This window comes from Arthrobacter sp. TJ-266, assembly GCF_058269115.1.
Genome location: NZ_JBZCNC010000005.1, coordinates 99,668 through 118,869 on the forward strand (window position 1 = coordinate 99,668; position 19,202 = coordinate 118,869).

Genomic DNA, 19,202 nt, shown 5'->3' on the forward strand with positions numbered 1-19,202 from the left:
GTCACGGGTGGCCCGTTCCGCTCCGGCCATACACTCCGCCCAGCGGAATGTCGGTACTCTGGAAGGACAACATCATCGAGCGGGAGGCAGTCATGGCGGTCCGGTCCGGGAACGAACATCATGCCGCGGCCCGCAGGCCGTCCGTCGAGGCGGAGCTGCAGGTCGAAGCCCAGCGGCTGCGCACGCGGCTGCAGCCCGTCGTCGAACAGCATGACCTCTTCCTCGAGGAGATCGACATCAAGGTCGCCGGGAGCCACCGCACCATCCACGTGATCGTCGACCTCCCCGAGACGGCGTCGGGGAGCGTGGGCCTGGACGTCATCTCGTCCGTCTCCTCCGACCTCTCCGCGGCGATGGACAGCATCTCCGACGACGAGGGCGACGACCGCCCGTACAACCTCGAGATCTCCTCGCCCGGCGTCTCGCGTCCCCTGACCGAGCCGCGCCACTGGCGCCGCAACGTCGGGCGGATGATCGAGGTGAAGCCGGTCAGCGGCGACGTCGTCCTCGGACGACTGCTCGACGTCACCGCGACGGGCATCCGGCTGCTGCCCGAGCTGCCCGTGAAGAAGGGCACCAAACCGAAGCAGGGCGACCCGCTCGCCCTCGACTTCTCGAAGATCCGCAAGGGGATCGTCCAGGTCGAGTTCGCTCACCTCGACGACGCGCCGCACGCCGGCGATCCCGACGAAGCCAACGCCGACGACGGCGTCCACGACATCGATGGAGCCGGACCGGACACCTCCGGGCCCGGGCACCACGCCCAAGGAGACCCACATGAACATTGACATGAGCGCGCTGAGGCTGCTCGAGCGCGAGCGGGAGATCCCGCTCGACAAGCTCGTACCGACGATCGAGCAGGCACTGCTCATCGCCTACCACCGCACGCCGGGAGCGCACGAGACCGCGCGCGCCGAACTGGACCGCCGCAACGGCCACGTGACCATCTGGGCCACGGAGAAGGACGACGACGGCGAGCCGGTCGGCGAGTTCGACGACACCCCCACCGGATTCGGCCGTATCGCAGCGAGTACCGCCCGCCAGGTGATCCTGCAGCGGCTGCGCGACGCCGAGGACGACAACATCCTCGGCGAATTCCGCGGCAAGGAGGGCGAGCTCGTCGCCGGGATGATCCAGCAGGGCACCAACCCGCACATGGTGCAGGTGAACCTCGGCTCGGTCGAGGCCGTGCTGCCCCCGCCCGAGCAGGTCCCCGGGGAGAAGTACCTCCACGGCTCGCGTCTCCGGGCGTTCGTCGTCGACGTGCACCGCGGCATGAAGGGTCCGTCGATCACGCTCTCGCGCTCGCACCCCGGCCTGGTCCGGAAGCTCTTCGAACTCGAGGTCCCGGAGATCGCGGACAGGACGGTGGAGATCGTCGCCATGGCCCGCGAGGCCGGGCACCGGACGAAGATCGCGGTGAGGGCGAACGTCCCGGGCGTCAACGCGAAGGGCGCCTGCATCGGTGAGATGGGTACGCGTGTGCGGGCCGTCATGAACGAGCTCAACGACGAGAAGATCGACATCGTCGACTACAACGACGACGCCGCCGCCTTCATCGCGAGTTCGCTGTCGCCGTCGCGCGTGACGTCGGTGACCATCACGGACGAAGCCACGCGGTCGGCTCGCGTCGTCGTGCCCGACTACCAGCTCTCCCTGGCCATCGGCAAGGAGGGCCAGAACGCACGCCTCGCGGCGAAGCTCACCGGATGGCGGATCGACATCGTCTCCGACGCCGCACCGTCCACGCCGTCCGGCGCGTCCGGTACCACCGGCACGTCCGCACCGTCGGGCCGGTCGGGCCAGCCACCCCGGTCCCAGCAGCCGCCGCGCACCGCGGCGAACTGACGCGACGCACCGGGGCCGGGACAGGTCCTGGACCAGGGCAGGGACCGACGCCACGACCGGTTGACCGGTCGGGTGGAGGAACTGGAAGGGGTATCATGAAAGGGACTGCTGCCGAGCCGCGCCCTGACACAACCGGGCGTCAGCCGGAGGAGAGCCATCCCGTTCGCACTTGCGTGGGATGCCGCCGGCGGGACCGCCAGTCACACGTGATGCGGGTTGTCGCACGATCGAAGGACGGCAGGATGATCGCCGTGCTCGACGAGCGCCGCCGGCTGTCCGGACGGGGTGCATGGCTGCACCCCGACCCGGCATGCATGGAAAGAGCGGTAGCACGGAAGGCCTTCTCGAGGGCGTTCCGAGGGCCCGTGGAGACTGCGCAGTTGGCGGTCGAGGTCCAGGCACTCCTGGAGCGTCGTGACGCTCCGAACCACAACCGTCCCCCCGGAAAGCGGGTTACAACCCTCATGGAAATCCGATGAGTACCCAGCGATGAGTGCGCAACGATGATTCATTCGTCGCGCTCTGCATTCGATCTGCCGGCCGCCCTCGCGGCTGGGATCAACAGCAGGAAATAGACGGTTCGTGCCTGACTCGGTGCGGACCGAGACAGGAGAAATGTGGCCAAGGTCCGCGTACACGAGCTCGCGAAAGAGCTCGGTATAACCTCGAAAGACGCAGTTGCGAAACTGCAGGAACTGGGCGAGTTCGTTCGTTCAGCCTCGTCCACCATCGAGGCCCCCGTCGTGAAGAAGCTTCGCGGCGCATTCCCCAACGCTGCAGCCCCCACCGCTGCGGCTCCCGCACGCACTCCGGCCCCCGCGTCGTCGGGTCCCAAGCCGGGCGCGGCACAGCCGGCAGCACCCGCTCCGGCAGCGCAGGCACAGGAGACGGCACCCACGCCGGCTCCGACGGCAGCACCGTCGCCGTCGCCCGCCGCCACACCCCAGGCATCACCTTTCTCGAACGGCGCCGCACCGGCTACGTCGGCCGAGCCACAGGACGCACCGGCCACGGGTGGCGAGGCCCCGTCCTCGGACTCCCGTCCGGGCCCCCGCCCCGCCACACCGCCCGAGGCCCCGTCGGCCGGCACCACCCGCCCGTCGGGTGCCCGTCCCGGTGGAGCGCCGCGTCCCGGCAACAACCCGTTCGCCCCGTCACAGGGCATGGGCTCGCGCCGCGGGGACACGGATCGTCCGGAGCGCACGTCGCGTCCCGGCAACAACCCGTTCGCCCCCTCGCAGGGAATGCCCCGACCCGGTCGTCGTGACGACGTCCAGCGTCCCGCAGCAGGACCGGGCGGACCCCGTCCTGCCGCCGGTGCAGGCGGACCCCGTCCTGCCGCCGGTGCAGGTGGACCCCGCCCGGGCGCACCGCGTCCGGGTGCCCCCCGCCCCGCCGGAGCCCCGGGCTCGCGTCCCACTCCGGGCATGATGCCCAACCGCACCGAGCGTCCCGCTGCCCCCGGCCGCGGTGCACCCGGGGCGGGAGCCGGACCGCGTCGCGGTCCCGGTGGAGCGCCGGCCAGCCCCAGCGGAGCACCCGCAGGTGGCGGTTTCGGCAAGGGCACCCGCGGACGCGGCGGCACCGCCGGTGCGTTCGGCAAGGGTGGCGCCGGTCGTGGCAAGCAGCGCAAGTCGAAGCGCGCGAAGCGGCAGGAACTCGAGCAGATGTCGGCTCCGTCGCTGGGTGGCGTGAGCGTACCCCGTGGCGACGGCACCACGATCGTGACCATGCGTCGCGGCTCGTCCATCACGGACTTCGCCGACAAGATCGAGGCGAACCCCGCAGCGCTCGTCACGGTGCTCTTCCACCTCGGTGAGATGGCCACGGCCACCCAGTCGCTGGATGAGGACACGTTCGAGGTGCTCGGAACCGAGCTGGGCTACAAGATCCAGGTCGTCTCGCCCGAGGACGAGGAGCGCGAACTCCTGTCGAGCTTCGACATCGACTTCGATGCCGAGCTGGAAGCCGAGGGCGACGAGGACCTGGAGGTCCGGCCGCCGGTCGTCACGGTCATGGGCCACGTCGACCACGGTAAGACGCGCCTGCTCGATGCGATCCGCAACACGAAGGTCGTCGAGGGCGAGCACGGTGGCATCACGCAGCACATCGGTGCCTACCAGATCCAGCACGTCCACGAGGACTCCACGCGCGCCATCACCTTCATCGACACCCCCGGTCACGAGGCGTTCACCGCCATGCGTGCCCGTGGTGCGAAGGTCACGGACATCGCCGTGCTCGTCGTCGCCGCGGACGACGGCGTCATGCCCCAGACCGTCGAGGCGCTGAACCATGCCCAGGCGGCCAACGTCCCGATCGTCGTCGCCGTCAACAAGATGGACAAGGAAGGCGCGAACCCGGACAAGGTCAAGGGCCAGCTCACCGAGTACGGTCTGGTCCCCGAGGAGTACGGCGGCGACACCATGTTCGTCCACGTCTCCGCCCTCCAGGGCATGGGGATCCAGGAACTGCTCGAGGCCGTCCTGCTCACCGCCGACGCGGCGCTCGACATGCGGGCGAACCCGAACAAGGACGCCCGCGGTATCGCGATCGAGGCCAACCTCGACCGTGGCCGAGGCGCCGTCGCGACGGTGCTCGTGCAGTCCGGAACGCTGAACGTCGGCGACACGATCGTCGCCGGTACGGCTCACGGCCGTGTGCGAGCGATGTTCGACGAGAACGGCGACGTCGTCACGACGGCGGAGCCGTCGCGTCCCGTCCAGGTGCTGGGTCTGTCCAACGTCCCCCGTGCAGGTGACACGTTCTTCGTCACGGACGACGAGCGCACCGCCCGCCAGATCGCCGAGAAGCGCGAGGCAGCGGACCGCAATGCGGCCCTCGCCAAGCGTCGCAAGCGCATCAGCCTCGAGGACTTCGACCAGGCCGTCGCCGACGGCAAGGTCGACACCCTCAACCTCATCCTCAAGGGTGACGTGTCGGGTGCCGTCGAGGCCCTGGAGGACTCGCTGCTCAAGATCGACGTCGGGGAAGGCGTGCAGCTGCGCGTCATCCACCGCGGTGTCGGTGCGATCACGCAGAACGACGTCAACCTGGCGACGGTCGACAACGCGATCATCATCGGCTTCAACGTCAAGCCGGCAGAGCGCGTCGCCGATCTCGCCGAGCGCGAGGGCGTCGACATGCGCTTCTACTCGGTCATCTACGCCGCGATCGACGATATCGAGCTCGCCCTCAAGGGCATGCTCAAGCCGGAGTACGAGGAGGTGCAGCTCGGTACCGCAGAGGTCCGCGAGGTGTTCCGTTCCTCCAAGTTCGGCAACATCGCCGGTTCGATCGTCCGCTCGGGCATCATCCGACGGAACTCGAGGGCTCGTGTCACGCGTGACGGCAAGGTCATCGGCGACAACCTCTCGGTCGACTCGCTGAAGCGCTTCAAGGACGACGCCACCGAGGTCCGCACGGACTTCGAGTGCGGTATCGGCCTCGGCTCCTTCAACGACGTCAAGGAAGGCGACATCATCGAGACCTTCGAGATGCGGGAGAAGCCCCGCGCCTAGCACGCAGGTCAGCACAGGCGCCCCGGGTCATCCGGGGCGCCTGTGCCTTTCGTACCGCGGGAACCGGCAGGGCCGGGGTCCCGATTCCATCCGCTTCACGAGGAGTTATCAGCAATGGCAGATCCGGCCCGCGCCGCGCGGCTCGCGCAGCGCATCAAAGTCATCGTCGCCGAGGCGCTCCGGCGTCGTGTGAAGGACCCGCGGCTGGAAGCCGTGACCATCACGGACGCCCGCGTCACCAACGATCTCCAGCACGCCACCTTGTACTACACGGTGCTCGGAGATCCGGAGGAGCAGCAGGCCACGCGCATGGCACTGGAATCGGCCCGTGGCGTCCTCCGTTCCGAGGTCGGCAAGAACATCACGGCGCGGCTCACGCCGACGCTCGAGTTCGTCCCCGACGAGGTGCCGGTCAACGCCAGCCACCTCGAGGAGCTGCTGCAGAAGGCGCGCGAGCGCGACGCCGAGGTGGCCGCCCTGGCGCAGGGAGCCGACTTCGCCGGCGATGCGGACCCCTACCGCAGCTCGGACGACGACGACACGGAGCGCTAGGCCGGGCGCGACGTCGTCCGAACCATCGCTCACGGGCAGCCGACCATCCGGTCGGCTGCCCTTCGTGTGTCCGGCCGCCGATGAGGACGGGCGTCGTCCGGGAGGCTCTCCGCAGGACGGGCGCCGGACGACGTCCGGAGGATCAGCCGCGCGGCGACGGAAGGCGGGACAGTCCCTCGACGAGGTCCTCGGTCCGGCCACACAGCGCGATCCGCACCCAGCCCTCGCCCATCGCGCCGAACGCGGTGCCGGGCGCGACGGCGACGCCGCGCTCCGCGAGCAGGGTCCGCGTCCAGGCCCTGACGTCGCCGCCGGTTGCATGCGTCATGTCGGCCCACAGATAGAACGCGCCGCTCGCGTCGAGGTAGTCGACGCCGAGCGTGTCGAGGACGGCCGTGGCCGCGTCGCGGTTCGACCGGTAGTGAGCGAGCGCCGTCTCCACGTAGTTCTGCGGTCCCGTGAGCGCGGCGAGGCCCGCGTACTGCGACGGCGCTGAGACGCAGGAGACCGTGGCTTCCATGACGTTGCTGAGCACGGTTTCCATACCGGACGGCGTGATGAGCGCCCCGATGCGCAGGCCGGTCAGCCCGTAGGTCTTCGACAGCGTCAGCGACGTGATGACGCGAGCATCGCCGGCCCCGGCGACGGCCTCGGGGCCACCGGTGTCGAAGCGCGCCGGACTGACGTGCGGCACGTCGTAGGTGAAGGCTTCGTAGCACTCGTCCGAGATGATCCACAGATCGTGCTCGTGGGCGAAGCGGACGAGGTCCCGCGTCAGGTCGGCGTCGAACACCGAGCCGAGCGGATTCGACGGCGAGTTGAGCATGAGCACCCGGGTGCGGGGCGTCAGTAGCTGCTCGAGATCGGCGATGCGCGGCTGGAAACCGTGCTCGGGTACCAGGGGATAGGGCACCGGTCGCCCGCCCAGCAGGCCGACGGTCATGGCGAAGGTGGGGTACCCGGGGTCGGGGACGAGGACGTCGTCGCCCGCGGTGATGAGCGTGCTGAGCGCCAGGTGGAGGCCCTGCTGGGCGCCCGCGACCACGAACACGCGCGACGGGTCCGTCGCCACGCCGGAGCGCGCGGCGAACCGGTCCGCGAAGGCCGACCTCACCGGGGCCAGGCCGGAGTTCGGCGTGTAGTTCGTGTCGTCCCGGGCCAGCGCCGCCATCGCGGCGTCGAGCACGTGGCGTGCGACGGGGAACGCCGGCTCGCCGATGCTGAGGACGATCGAGTCCGGAGTGGCCCAGGCCGCCTGGGTGATCTCGCGGATCTGGTTGACCGGCACATCGGTCGCAGAGGGGGCGATGGAGGGCATACGGAGGATGGTATCCCGCAGGTGACGGCCGGTCCGCTGCCTGGGCTGTGCGCCCGGCCACCCCGTCAGGCCCCCCAGCAGCGGCTCCTATACTGGGGAGCGTGAATTCCGGGCAGGTCCACTCAGGGCTGATCATCGTGGACAAGCCTCAGGGCTGGACGAGTCATGACGTGGTGGGCAGGCTGCGGAGGCTTGCGGGGACCCGAAAGGTGGGCCACGCAGGCACGCTGGATCCCATGGCGACCGGCGTCCTGGTGGTCGGCATCAACCGCGCCACACGCCTGCTGACGTTCATCGTCGGTACCTCCAAGACCTACACCGCCACCATCCGGCTCGGCCAGTCCACCCTCACGGACGACGCCGAGGGGGAGGTCACCGGGGGCGCCATCGCAGCGGCCGTCACGGAGGAACAGATCCGGGCGGCGATCGTCGAGCTGACCGGTGACATCCAGCAGGTTCCGAGCAGTGTGAGCGCCATCAAGGTGAAGGGCGAGCGTTCCTACGCCCGCGTGCGCTCGGGCGAGGAGGTGGACCTCCCGTCCCGGCCCGTCACCGTCCACCGCTTCGAGGCCCACGCCGTCCGACGCGTCAGCAACGGCAGGCTGCAGGACGTCGACGTCACGGTCGACTGCAGCTCCGGCACCTACATCCGTGCGCTCGCCCGGGACCTCGGCGCAGCGCTCGGCGTCGGGGGACACCTCACCGCGCTCCGCCGCACCCGGGTGGGACCCTATTCGATCGACCAGGCGCGGACGCTCGAGGACCTCGCGGCCGAGCTGCGGGTGCTGCCGCTGCAGGAGGCCGGACGGGCGCTGTTCCCCGTCCGGGAACTGACGGCGGAGGAGGCTGAGGACGTCTCCCACGGCCGGAGGATCACACCGAGCGCCGCCGCCGACGGGCCGGCCGCGGAGGGGCCTGTCGCCGCGTTCTCGCCCGACGGGACCCTCGTGGCGTTGCTCGAGGACCGCGGCGGTGCCGCCCGCACAGCCCTGGTCTTCGCGCCCGGCGGGGGCGACTGATCGTGGACCCGTTCTTCGTGGTCGGAGCGCTGGTGTGTGCGGTTTCGGCCCTCCTGTGCCTCGGAGCAGGTGTGCTCCGACAGCCGCCCAACGACATCACCATCCTCTCCGTGGCCGCCGTCGAGCTGTTCCTGCTGGTCTACACCGTCGCAGCAGTGATCAGGCAGCTCACGGGCGATCCCGTGGTGGGGGAGGCATGGGAGTTCTGGGGCTATCTCCTGACGGCACTGGTGGTGCCCGTCGGAGCCTTCTGGTGGTCGATCATCGAGAAGACACGCTGGAGCAATTTCGTCCTCGCGGCGTCCGGCCTGACGATCGTCGTCATGCTGTATCGCATGGAACAGATCTGGGACGGGGTGGCAGGACTGTGAGCACCGAGCACGGGCGCACCCGCGCAGCGGAGACCGATCGTGGAACGAGCCGGGCAACCGGACCGGGCCGACTCCTGGTGGCCGTCTACGGCGTGTTCGCACTGGCCGCGACGGCGAGGGCGACCTTCCAGATCACGACGAAGTTCGACGAGGCCCCGCTCGCCTATGCGCTGTCTGCCGTCGCAGCACTCGTGTACGTCGTGGCCACGGTGTCCCTCGCCCGACCAGGGGCGGTGGCCTACCGGGTGTCGGTGATCGCCGTGACGCTCGAGCTGCTGGGAGTCCTGACGGTGGGTGCGCTGAGCATCGCCGACGCGCAGGCCTTCCCTCATGAGACGGTGTGGTCGGCCTTCGGGCGGGGCTACGGCTTCGTGCCGCTCGTGCTCCCGATCCTCGGTCTGCTCTGGCTCCGCCGGACCAGGCCGCGTATGCACCCCGCGCCCTAGTCCGCACGCCGGCGTCCGCCCCGGCGGAGCGGTGCGGCGCGTGAGAGTATGACGAACGAGTGCACCATCGAGCCGTTCCAGGGAGTAAGCCATGACCAGCAACAGTCACGAGCGCGACGACGCGTCGGCGACATCGGGTACGTCCTCCGTCTCCGGGCGGGACGGCCGCCGCGGAGCTCCGGGCGATGCACCGTCGCCGAACGGCGGGCCTGTTGCCGGCGCGGCTGGAGCGGGCACCGCCCCCTCGAACGCGCCGACCGGTCGCGGCGACACGTCCGCGACGAGTTCGCCTGCCTCCTCCCGTCCGAGTGGGCGCGGGTCGGCGCAGGGGACCGGAAAGGCCAAGCCCACGGAGAAGGGCGCCGGTCGGACCCCCGGCACCGCGTCGAAGGGCGGGGACTGGAACGTGTTCCGCACCGTCGTCGTCCTCGTCGGGCTGGTGATCGCAGGATTCGGCGCGTACTACCTCATCCTGGGAACCGCGGGCCTGCCTGACACCGAGGCGGATCCCGTCAACCCGACGCTCGAGAACCAGTTCCGGTTCTTCTCCGCGATGATGGTCGGCGTCGGGGCAGCCTTCATCACGATCGCCATCAAGTTCCAGTGGGCCAACATGCTGTGGCTCGTCTGCCTCATGGTCTTCGTCGGCGGGATCGGGCGCGTTCTCTCCTGGGCGTTCTCGGGGACGCCGAACTACATCCTGATCATCCTCATGGTGGTGGAGCTGGCCTTCCCGCCGGCCCTGCTCGTCTGGCACAAGTACATCGCCAAGACTTCGGACCTGCGTCGGGAGTTCGCGGAGCGCGGTTAGGCCCTGCGCCGCGCGAGCGTCCGGAGCCCCAGCCCGGCACCGACCGAGATCAGCGCCAGACCCGACACCACCGCTGCGCCTACGCCGGTCCGCGCCAGTTCGGCGGGCGGTGCTGCGGCCGGTCCCGGCGGCGGTCCTGCAGCGGGTACCGGGGAGTTGTCGGGCACAGGTGCGGACTCGGTGCCCGTCACCGGCGGAACCGGAACCGCGGGTGGCTGGACGCACACCGTCTCCTCGGGGATCCCGAACGCCGAGGTGAACGGGGACTCCTCACCACTGCCGACGAAGGTGGCCACCACGGTGTAGCATCCCGGCTCCACGAGAGGCGCGAAGTCTCCGGACGTCATCGACCCGTTCCGTGCGGGCACCTCGAGTGCTGAGTGGACGGGGGCGCCTTGCGGGACGTCGGCGCTTTCGACAGGGGACCCGGCGAGAGGGCCGTACATGGTGAGCTGCACGACATCGTCGTCGTCCGTGGGCGCGAAGCCGCTCATGACGATCGTGTCCTGGACCGTTCCGCCCGGCTCGGCCTCGGTCCGTGTGAGACGGGTGGTCACCGCCGGCGACCACGGCACGAGGGTGGTTTCCGCCGCGAGCCCGAACCGGCCGGCCCATGCGTCGACGAAGGGTGCGGCGCCCGCCGGGAGGGTGCTGGCCGGATCGATGGTCTCCGTCCAGACGTAGTAGCCCGGTGCGGGCACCGTGAGGGCCGGCGTCTCGTAGCGGCCGGGTCCCTCGACGCGGGAGACAGTGCTACCGAGCGAAGGAGTGCCGGCCGGAACGGAGGCGCCCTCGACGGGTGGAGCGGGCAGCGGCCCCCACAGCGTCGAGACCACCTCCAGCGTGACGGGGCGCCCCGTCACCGGATCGATCGACCAGGGGGCATCGGAGCTCACCTCGAGGACGTCGAACACCTCGGCGCCGGGTGCTGTCCGCGCCGAGGAGGTCGCCGTCGTGACCTTCGGTGCGAAGCGGGTGGGCGCAGGTACTGCGACCGAGGCCGATGCTTCCGCGGATACCGGTGCCACGACGAGGCGCTGGACGTCCCGCTCGACCGGCGACAGCCACGTGGCGTTCGACGCGGGAACTGTCGGGGCGACGATCGTGACGCCGGCGGGTCCGAACCCCGTCCTCCGGACGACCAGGTCGTGCGATCTGTCGGTCGAGGTCCAGCGCGCCGTGGTCGAGGTGTCTTCGAAGACTCCTCCTTCGACCACAGCCGAGACCTGCAGGCCCGGCCGTGGCGTGCCATCGGCGGACACCACGGTGGCTTCGACCCGACCACCCGTCTTGTCCGGCGCGAACGAGGTCCGGATACTGTAGGGGCCTGCCTCCGTCCGGGCCTGCTCGAGCATGGCTCGGGCGCGGATTTCCAGCTCCGGAGCGAGGCGCTGTGCGCTGAGGAAGGACGTCATGCCGGGGCCGTCCCAGTGCATGCCGACCGCGGTCAGGGACCACACGGCGAGCTGGACCGACGCCGCGTCGGCGTCGTCGGTGGTGGCGCCCCATCTGCCGAGGACGAACGCCAGTGCGCCATTGTCCGAGGCCGAGAGCGCCGTCCCGTCGCTGCGCGTGAACGGTCCGGTGCCGCCCTCCGTGTATCCCGAGGCCCGGTCCGGGGAGAGGCGCTCGATATCGGTGCAGTAGGCGATCTTCCCGTCCGCGGTGCGGTGCTGGCCGACGAAGTACCCGGTGCCGACTACTCCGGCGCCCCTGGACCACCCCCCGGCCTGGGACTCGGCCGTGGCGGGCGTGGCCGCGGCGAGACCGCCCAGCAGGACGAGGACGCCCACGAGGAAGCCGGTCAGCCGCAGCATCAGCCCGCGCCGTCCTGGCGATGTCGGCAGTCCGTGCGCCTGCGGAGCGGTACGGGCGACGGACAGGTCGGGAGCGTGAAGGCAACGGTCGCGGGACCGCGATCCATCAGGAGCCGACGTGGTCGGGGCGGTCGGTCGATCGGCCGGGTGGACAGCGGGGTCGACGGGTCGGTAGGGGAGCGGGACATGCATGGCGGGCACCAATCAGAAAAGAGACGGAGGAGACGGGCGAGTCACAGGTGACGGGGAGGAGGGGAACAGGGGCGTCGTACCGATGCTCCGGTGCAGGGCGTGCCGGCGCCCGCCGCGCTCCTCGTATGTGGACAAGTCGTCGGCTGAGCGTGCGAGAGTACCCGCTGTGCTGTGCCGTGCCGGGGACGCACGGGCGGATGACGTCCCCCGCGATCGTGTCGTCCATAATGGGAGCGGCGATCAGGCGGCTCCTCACCCGCGACACCCCACCCGTGGCACCCACCCGGGACCGCAGCACGCCGCCGAATCACGAAGGAGATGCGTGTTCTACTGGAGAGACCTGGACAGCGTGCCCGCGGATTTCGGGCCCTCCGTCCTGACGCTCGGTAACTTCGACGGCGTCCACCGGGGCCACCAGCGCGTGCTGCAGCAGGTCGTCGACGCCGCTCGGGAGCGTTCCGCGGCCGCCGTCGTGGTGTCCTTCGACCCGCACCCGTCGCAGGTCCACCGGCCCGAGAGCGCCCCCGAACTGATCATGGGCCTCGACGACCGCGTGGAGACCCTCGCCGGGACCGGCATCGACGCGCTCCTGATGATGCACTACACCCTGGATCTCGCCTCGAACACACCCGAGGAGTTCGTCGAGCGCGTCTTCGTCCAGGCTCTCGGGGCGAAGGCAGTGGTGATCGGGCATGATGTCCGGTTCGGACGCGGCAACAGCGGCGACCTCGAGACGATGCGCGCGCTGGGCCTGAAACTCGGGTTCGAGGTCATCGCGATCGACGACTTCGGTGCCAGTTACCCGCAGGACGCCACGGACGCCGACGGGGATCGCCGATGCTCCTCGACCTGGGTCCGGGAGGCCCTGGAGGCCGGAGACGTCGGAACGGCCGCGCGGGTGCTCGGTCGGCTCCACCGGATGCGCGGCGAGGTGGTGCACGGCGCCGCGCGCGGCCGCGAGCTGGGGTACCCCACCGCCAACCTCGGACCGACCGCGCAGGGGTTCATCCCGGCGGACGGCATCTACGCGGGCTGGCTCATCGACGAGGCGGGGGAGCGCTGGCCGGCGGCCATCTCGGTGGGGTCGAACCCGACGTTCGAGGGGGTGGACCGGCAGGTGGAGGCCCACGTGATCAACCGGCCGCCCGAGCGGGTCCAGGACTTCGACCTGTACGGGCAGAAGGTGGCCGTCGAGTTCGTCGAGCACCTGCGCGGACAGGTGACCTACACGGGTCCCGAAGCACTGATCGAGCAGATGAAGCTCGACGTCGCGCGAGCACGCGATCTGCTTTCGACAGAACAACGGCCCAGACGCTAAACTGATCACAGATCCGGCTGCAGTCCGTGGTGGCTGGATTTTTCTGTGTCGTCGTGCAAGCGACGCTCAGCACTTGATCACGGTACAACTCTAGGAGTTACTCGTGGCCCTTGACGCCGCCATCAAGCAGGAAATCATCAAGCAGTACGCACTGGCGGAGGGCGACACCGGGTCACCCGAGGTGCAGATCGCGATGCTCTCGCGTCGCATCCTCGACCTCACCGAGCACCTGAAGATGCACAAGCACGACCACCACACACGTCGTGGCCTGCTTCTTCTGGTCGGTCGCCGTCGTCGCCTGCTCGACTACCTGCGCGACACCGACATCACGCGGTACAGGACGCTCATCGAGCGTCTCGGCCTGCGTCGATAGCAGTACGAGAAGGCGGCATCCCATCACGGGAGGCCGCCTTCGCTGCTGGTGGCGATCACCGGCACAGCAGGACCAGCACCATCACGACCAGCAGAATCCAAGAACACCAGGAGCAACCGGCACCACGCATTCGCGGTCCTCGGTAGTGGTCTCCGGAGGGCCGACAGGGCACTTCCGTGGATCTCGATCGAAGACCGGGTGCTGCGGTTCGTCCCGACGGACGGAACCGAGATGGGTGCCGATTGCCTCCGATACCGCAGAAACGGAGGTGACTCTCGTGGAGGGTCCCGAAATCCAGTTCGCCGAAGCAGTGATCGACAACGGTCGCTTCGGAACACGCACCGTCCGGTTCGAGACCGGACGCCTCGCCCAGCAGGCTGCCGGCGCGGCCATGGTCTACATCGACGAGGACACCGCGCTCCTGTCGGCCACGACGGCCGGCAAGCACCCGCGCGAAGGCTTCGACTTCTTCCCGCTGACGGTCGACGTCGAGGAGCGCATGTACGCCGCGGGACGCATCCCGGGCTCGTTCTTCCGCCGCGAGGGCCGTCCCTCGACCGAGGCCATCCTCGCCTGCCGCCTCATGGACCGCCCGCTGCGCCCCGCCTTCGTCAAGGGTCTCCGCAACGAGGTCCAGATCGTGGTGACCGTCCTCGCGATCAACCCCGACGTCCGCTACGACGTCGTGGCCATCAACGCGGCGTCGATGTCCACGCAGCTCTCGGGCCTGCCCTTCTCGGGTCCGATCGGCGGCGTGCGCGTCGCCCTCGTGTCCGACGGCAGCGGCACCGACCAGTGGATCGCCTTCCCGAAGCACTCCGAGCTCGAGAACTCCGTCTTCGACATGGTCGTCGCCGGGCGTATCGCCGGTGACGACGTCGCCATCATGATGGTCGAGGCCGAGGCCACCGACAACTCGTGGACCCTCATCAAGGAGAACGGCGCCACCGCCCCCACCGAGGAGATCGTCGCCGACGGCCTCGAGGCGGCGAAGCCGTTCATCCGCGCGCTGTGCGAGGCGCAGGCCGACCTCGCGGGGCGTGCCGCGAAGCCGACCGTCGAGTTCCCGGTCTTCCTCGACTACCAGGACGACGTGTACCAGGCGATCGAGGCCGCAGGCTCCGAGAAGCTCGCACAGGTCTTCCAGATCGCCGACAAGCAGGAGCGCAACACCGCTTCCGACGCGCTCAAGGACGAGCTCATGGGCGCCCTGGGCGCCCAGTTCGAGGGACGCGAGAAGGAGCTGTCCGCAGCCTTCCGCTCCCTCAACAAGGCCGTCGTCCGCCAGCGCATCCTCAAGGACCAGGTCCGCATCGACGGCCGTGGCCTGAGCGACATCCGCAAACTGACCGCCGAGGTCGAGGTCCTGCCGCGCGTGCACGGTTCGGCGATCTTCGAGCGCGGCGAGACCCAGATCATGGGTGTCACCACGCTGAACATGCTCAAGATGGAGCAGCAGATCGATTCGCTGTCGCCCGTCACGCGCAAGCGCTACATGCACAACTACAACTTCCCGCCCTACTCCACCGGTGAGACCGGCCGCGTCGGTTCGCCGAAGCGCCGCGAGATCGGCCACGGAGCACTGGCCGAGCGCGCCCTCGTGCCCGTCCTGCCGACACGCGAGGAGTTCCCCTACGCGATCCGCCAGGTCTCCGAGGCGCTGAGCTCCAACGGCTCGACGTCGATGGGCTCGGTCTGCGCGTCCACACTGTCGCTGCTCAACGCCGGTGTGCCGCTGCGCGCGCCGGTCGCGGGCATTGCCATGGGTCTCGTGTCCGACGTCGTCGACGGTCAGACCCGCTACGCGGCGCTGACCGACATCCTCGGGGCCGAGGACGCCTTCGGTGACATGGACTTCAAGGTCGCCGGTACCGCGGAGTTCGTCACGGCCATCCAGCTGGACACGAAGCTCGACGGCATCCCGGCGTCGGTCCTCGCTGCGGCCCTGAAGCAGGCCCGTGAAGCACGCCTGCACATCCTCGGCGTCCTTCAGGCCGCGATCGACGCCCCGGACGAGCTCTCCGAGTTCGCACCGCGGATCATCTCGGTCAAGATCCCGGTGGACAAGATCGGCGAGGTCATCGGCCCCAAGGGCAAGATGATCAACCAGATCCAGGAGGACACCGGCGCCGACATCTCGATCGAGGACGACGGAACCGTCCTCATCGGGGCGACGAACGGCGAGTCGGCCGAGGCCGCGCGCGCGGCGGTCAACGCCATCGCGAACCCGCAGGTCCCCGAGATCGGCGAGCGCTACCTGGGCACGGTCGTCAAGACCACGACCTTCGGCGCCTTCGTCTCGCTGACCCCGGGCAAGGACGGCCTGCTGCACATCTCCGAGCTGCGCAAGCTCGCCGGTGGCAAGCGCGTCGACAACGTCGACGAGGTCGTGTCCGTGGGCCAGAAGGTCCAGGTCGAGATCACCAAGATCGACGACCGCGGAAAGCTGTCCCTCTCGCCCGTCGTGGCGGACGAGATCGCCGACTCCGAGGACGCCGGGATCGACCTGCCCGACGCCGTCGACGCCGAGTAGTCCCTCGCGCTCGTCCTGAGCGACACACGGCCCCGACGCCACCGGTCGAATCGGTCGGCGCCGGGGCCGTCTGCCTTTCCCGAACCGTCAGAAAGTCCAGGATGTCCCTGTCCTCCGTAGTAGCCCTGCCCCTCCTGCCCACCCCGCGCGACGGCGACGGATCCGATTCGTTCGTGGCCGGTGACCCGGGTGGCAACGTCGTCCGGCGCAGCGTGCTGCCCGGAGGGGTCCGCGTCCTGACCGAGGCCATGCCCGGCCAGCGATCCGCCACCATAGGGTTCTGGGTCGGTGTCGGTTCCCGTGACGAGGCCGAGGGCCAGCACGGTTCGACGCACTTCCTGGAACATCTCCTCTTCAAGGGCACCGAGCGCCGGAGCGCCATGGACATCGCGTCCGCCTTCGACGAGGTGGGCGGCGAGTCCAATGCGGCGACCGCGAAGGAGAACACCTGCTACTACGCACGCGTGCTGGATTCGGACCTCCCCATGGCCATCGACGTCATCGCGGACATGGTGACCTCGGCGGTGCTGGATCCCGAGGAGCTCGAGCAGGAGCGCGACGTGATCCTCGAGGAGATCGCGATGGACAGCGACGATCCCGGTGACGTGGCGCACGAGAAGTTCGTGGAGCTCGTCCTGGGGGAGCACCCCCTGGGCCGTCCGATCGGCGGTACGCCGGAGGCGATCAAGGCCGTCCCGCGGGACTCGGTGCTCGCCCACTACCGCCACTACTACGTGCCCTCCGAACTCGTCGTCACCGCGGCGGGCGGCCTCGACCACGATGTCGTCTGCAGCCTCGTGCAGGAGGCGCTGGAGGCGGCCGGCTGGTCTCTGGAGGACGGCGCCCTCCCGGTCCCGCGGCGCTCGACGACGGCGGCCCCGGTCCGTGGCGCGACGGGTACCCACGTGATCCGCAGGGCTGTCGAACAGTCCAACATCCTCATCGGCTGCCCGTCCCTGACGGCCACCGACGAGCGGCGCTTCGCCATGAGCGTCCTCAACGCCGTCCTCGGCGGCGGGATGTCCTCGAGGCTGTTCCAGGAGATCCGCGAGAAGCGCGGCCTCGTGTACTCCACCTACTCGTTCTCCGCGGCCTACGCCGACGCCGGCTACTTCGGCATGTACGCGGGCTGCTCGCCCGCGAAGACCGGGCAGGTCATCCGGCTGCTCGGCGCGGAACTCGACCGTCTCGCCTCGGACGGCATCGACGCGGAGGAACTCCGCAAGGCCGTGGGGCAGCTCTCGGGCGGCCTCGTCATGGCGCTCGAGGACAGCAGTTCCCGTATGTCGCGGCTCGGGCGCTCGGAGCTCGTGTCAGGGGAGTTCGTGGACATGGACGCCTCGCTCGAACGGATCCGGGCCGTCACGGCCGAGGACGTGCAGGCGCTCGCCCGTGATCTCGCGGCAGCTCCACGCACCACCGTGGTCGTCGGTCCCTTCGACACCGAAGCGGACTTCGCCGACCGCTGAGGCGCTCGTCGACACGAGGCCCGGGCCGGTCGTTCGGCCGACTGCCGGGCCTCGCCGCGCGCTGCGGAGGCTGCTGAGCCGGATGCCCAGCAGGACCGGCGAACGGTCTGCTGACGACGCCGGGTGGACCCGGGCCGGACCAGCGTGTGTCGGTGCGGGCTCAGCCGCCGGCGAAGGGCGGCAGGACGTCGAGGACGTCGTCGGGTCCGAGGACCGTCGCATGATCGCGGAGGGCGATCTCGTTGAGCAGGAAGCTGCTGCGACCCAGTACCGTCGCTAGCGAGGGGGCGCCCGGTGCGACGGGTCGGGTACGGAGCTCGGCAAGGACGTCCGCGAGCGTGCGCCCTGCGGGCAGGGACTCCTGATCGACGCCGGTCGCGGCCCGCGCCGCGCCGAAGTACCGGACGAGCACCTCAGCCACCGATGGCGCTCATGGATCGGTCGGGCTGCACGAAGTCCTCGGCGCCGAGGCCGGTGTGGCCCATGCCGTGTGCCTTGGGCTTCAGCCACATGGCGTCGCGCCACCGCTGGGCGACGGCGGCGTCGTCGGCGCCCGATCGCAGGAGGTCGCGCAGGTCCGTCTCCTCCCGGGAGAACAGGCAGCTCATGACCTTGCCCTCGGCGGTGACGCGCGTGCGGCGGCAGTCGGCGCAGAACGGTTCCGTCACGGAGGCGATGATGCCCACGATCCCGAGGACGACGTCGGGCGCGTCCTTGGAGCGCACCTCCCACCGCTCGGCGGGAGCGCCGTCACGTGTGCGGGGATCGGGGGTGAGCACGAAGCGTGTCTCGACGAGGGCGCGCATCTCCGCCGCCGTCACCATGCCGTCCCTCGTCCAGCCGTGGTCGGCGTCGAGCGGCATCTGCTCGATGAAGCGGAGTTCGAAGCCCCGGGCGACGGCCCACTCGACGAGGTCGGGCGCTTCGTGGTCGTTGATGCCGCGCATGAGTACGGCGTTGATCTTCACGAGGCCCAGCCCGGCGTCGGCAGCGGCCTCGATGCCCTTGAGCACCCGGTCGAGGAACGGACGGCGGGTCAGCTGGGCGAAGGTCTCGGGGTGCAGCGAGTCCATGGAGACATTGATGCGGGTGAGCCCGGCCTCCTTGAGCTGGACGGCGCGGCGGTCGAGCCCGAGGGCGTTCGTGGTCATCGAGATCGGGAGGTCGGGGTGATTGGCCCGGATGTCGCGGATGATCTCGAGGAGGTCCGCGCGCACGAGGGGCTCGCCACCCGTCAGACGGAGTTCGCGGACACCGAGCGAGTCGACGCCGATCCTGACCAGGCGGACGATCTCCTCGCGGGAGAGCACCTGGTCCTTCTGCAGCCAGTTCAGCCCCTCCGCCGGCATGCAGTACGTGCAGCGCAGGTTGCATTTGTCGGTCAGGCTCAGGCGCATGTCAGTGGCGCGGCGGCCGTGGGTGTCGATGAGACCCGGGGCCGCTGCCTCGCGGGCGAGGCCCGGCATTCCCAGTTGGAGTCCCATGCATCGAGGGTACGCCTTTCGACGGCCCGGCCCGAAGTCGGGGGAACTGCCACCGGACGGCGGTCGTGGTACCAGAGGCCACCCCGGCCGGCATCGAGCCGTCCGTACCTGCACCAGATCCGCACGACGAGGG

Annotated in this window: 17 protein-coding genes; 13 read left to right on the forward strand and 4 right to left on the reverse strand. The window is 69.8% G+C overall.

Translation table 11 applies throughout. The features are described 5' to 3' along the window. The first annotated feature begins 47 nt into the window (after positions 1-47). The 5 genes from rimP to rbfA all read left to right on the forward strand — a co-directional run bounded on the left by rimP (position 48) and on the right by rbfA (position 5,918). A complete protein-coding gene (gene rimP / locus AC4D12_RS14960) occupies positions 48-788 on the forward strand; it encodes a ribosome maturation factor RimP (RefSeq protein WP_490950746.1) in 741 nt (246 codons plus the stop codon). After that, positions 778-1,848, forward strand: coding sequence for a transcription termination factor NusA (gene nusA / locus AC4D12_RS14965; protein ID WP_490950747.1), 1,071 nt, complete (start codon positions 778-780; stop codon positions 1,846-1,848). The genes rimP and nusA overlap by 11 nt, the downstream gene beginning before the upstream one ends. A 209-nt stretch (positions 1,849-2,057) precedes the next feature. Then, positions 2,058-2,327, forward strand: a complete 270-nt coding sequence (locus tag AC4D12_RS14970; RefSeq protein ID WP_490950748.1) for a YlxR family protein — start codon at positions 2,058-2,060, stop codon at positions 2,325-2,327. Between the two features lie 138 nt (positions 2,328-2,465). Next, positions 2,466-5,366 (forward strand): translation initiation factor IF-2, encoded by a 2,901-nt coding sequence (infB, locus tag AC4D12_RS14975; protein ID WP_490950749.1) that lies wholly within the window; start codon positions 2,466-2,468, stop codon positions 5,364-5,366. Positions 5,367-5,480: 114 nt separating this feature from the next. Beyond that, complete coding sequence (rbfA, locus tag AC4D12_RS14980) at positions 5,481-5,918, forward strand: 30S ribosome-binding factor RbfA (RefSeq protein ID WP_490950750.1); 438 nt, start codon at positions 5,481-5,483, stop codon at positions 5,916-5,918. A 142-nt stretch (positions 5,919-6,060) separates the two neighbouring features. Here the strand turns inward: rbfA and AC4D12_RS14985 are convergent, their stop codons facing one another. Then, positions 6,061-7,236 (reverse strand): pyridoxal phosphate-dependent aminotransferase, encoded by a 1,176-nt coding sequence (locus tag AC4D12_RS14985; protein ID WP_490950751.1) that lies wholly within the window; start codon positions 7,234-7,236, stop codon positions 6,061-6,063. Between the two features lie 101 nt (positions 7,237-7,337). On the opposite strand from AC4D12_RS14985, the gene truB reads away from it, so the two are divergent. The 4 genes from truB to AC4D12_RS15005 all read left to right on the forward strand — a co-directional run bounded on the left by truB (position 7,338) and on the right by AC4D12_RS15005 (position 9,883). Beyond that, entirely contained in the window at positions 7,338-8,255 is a 918-nt protein-coding gene (gene truB, locus AC4D12_RS14990) for a tRNA pseudouridine(55) synthase TruB (RefSeq protein ID WP_490950752.1), read from the forward strand. A gap of 2 nt (positions 8,256-8,257) precedes the next feature. Next, positions 8,258-8,626 (forward strand): hypothetical protein, encoded by a 369-nt coding sequence (locus tag AC4D12_RS14995; RefSeq protein ID WP_490950753.1) that lies wholly within the window; start codon positions 8,258-8,260, stop codon positions 8,624-8,626. Further along, entirely contained in the window at positions 8,623-9,072 is a 450-nt protein-coding gene (locus tag AC4D12_RS15000) for a hypothetical protein (RefSeq protein WP_490950754.1), read from the forward strand. Before AC4D12_RS14995 ends, AC4D12_RS15000 begins: the two co-directional genes overlap by 4 nt. Positions 9,073-9,163: 91 nt before the next feature. Then, positions 9,164-9,883 (forward strand): DUF4345 domain-containing protein, encoded by a 720-nt coding sequence (locus tag AC4D12_RS15005; protein WP_490950755.1) that lies wholly within the window; start codon positions 9,164-9,166, stop codon positions 9,881-9,883. Here the strand turns inward: AC4D12_RS15005 and AC4D12_RS15010 are convergent. Further along, the gene (locus AC4D12_RS15010) at positions 9,880-11,700 is read right to left on the reverse strand and encodes a hypothetical protein (RefSeq protein ID WP_490950756.1); all 1,821 of its coding nucleotides are present in this window, start codon (positions 11,698-11,700) and stop codon (positions 9,880-9,882) included. The two genes, AC4D12_RS15005 and AC4D12_RS15010, sit on opposite strands and share 4 nt — an antisense overlap. Positions 11,701-12,214: 514 nt before the next feature. Between AC4D12_RS15010 and AC4D12_RS15015 the strand changes: the two genes are divergently transcribed. The 4 genes from AC4D12_RS15015 (at position 12,215) to AC4D12_RS15030 (ending at position 17,585) form a co-directional block, all read left to right on the forward strand. Further along, the gene (locus AC4D12_RS15015; RefSeq protein WP_490950757.1) at positions 12,215-13,210 is read left to right on the forward strand and encodes a bifunctional riboflavin kinase/FAD synthetase; all 996 of its coding nucleotides are present in this window, start codon (positions 12,215-12,217) and stop codon (positions 13,208-13,210) included. A 103-nt stretch (positions 13,211-13,313) separates the two neighbouring features. After that, positions 13,314-13,583, forward strand: a complete 270-nt coding sequence (gene rpsO / locus AC4D12_RS15020) for a 30S ribosomal protein S15 (RefSeq protein WP_490950758.1) — start codon at positions 13,314-13,316, stop codon at positions 13,581-13,583. 277 nt (positions 13,584-13,860) lie between these two features. Further along, positions 13,861-16,116 carry a polyribonucleotide nucleotidyltransferase gene (locus tag AC4D12_RS15025; RefSeq protein WP_490950759.1) on the forward strand — a complete coding sequence of 752 codons (2,256 nt, stop codon included), beginning with the start codon at positions 13,861-13,863 and terminating at the stop codon, positions 16,114-16,116. Positions 16,117-16,217: 101 nt separating this feature from the next. Continuing rightward, positions 16,218-17,585 carry a M16 family metallopeptidase gene (locus AC4D12_RS15030; protein WP_490950760.1) on the forward strand — a complete coding sequence of 456 codons (1,368 nt, stop codon included), beginning with the start codon at positions 16,218-16,220 and terminating at the stop codon, positions 17,583-17,585. 160 nt (positions 17,586-17,745) lie between these two features. Here the strand turns inward: AC4D12_RS15030 and AC4D12_RS15035 are convergent, their stop codons facing one another. Both AC4D12_RS15035 and moaA read right to left on the reverse strand, forming a co-directional pair. Next, positions 17,746-17,997: a MoaD/ThiS family protein gene (locus AC4D12_RS15035; RefSeq protein WP_490950826.1), complete on the reverse strand. Its 252-nt coding sequence runs from the start codon at positions 17,995-17,997 to the stop codon at positions 17,746-17,748. A 1-nt stretch (position 17,998) separates the two neighbouring features. Then, positions 17,999-19,069, reverse strand: a complete 1,071-nt coding sequence (moaA, locus tag AC4D12_RS15040; RefSeq protein ID WP_490950761.1) for a GTP 3',8-cyclase MoaA — start codon at positions 19,067-19,069, stop codon at positions 17,999-18,001. Between the last annotated feature and the right edge of the window lie 133 nt (positions 19,070-19,202).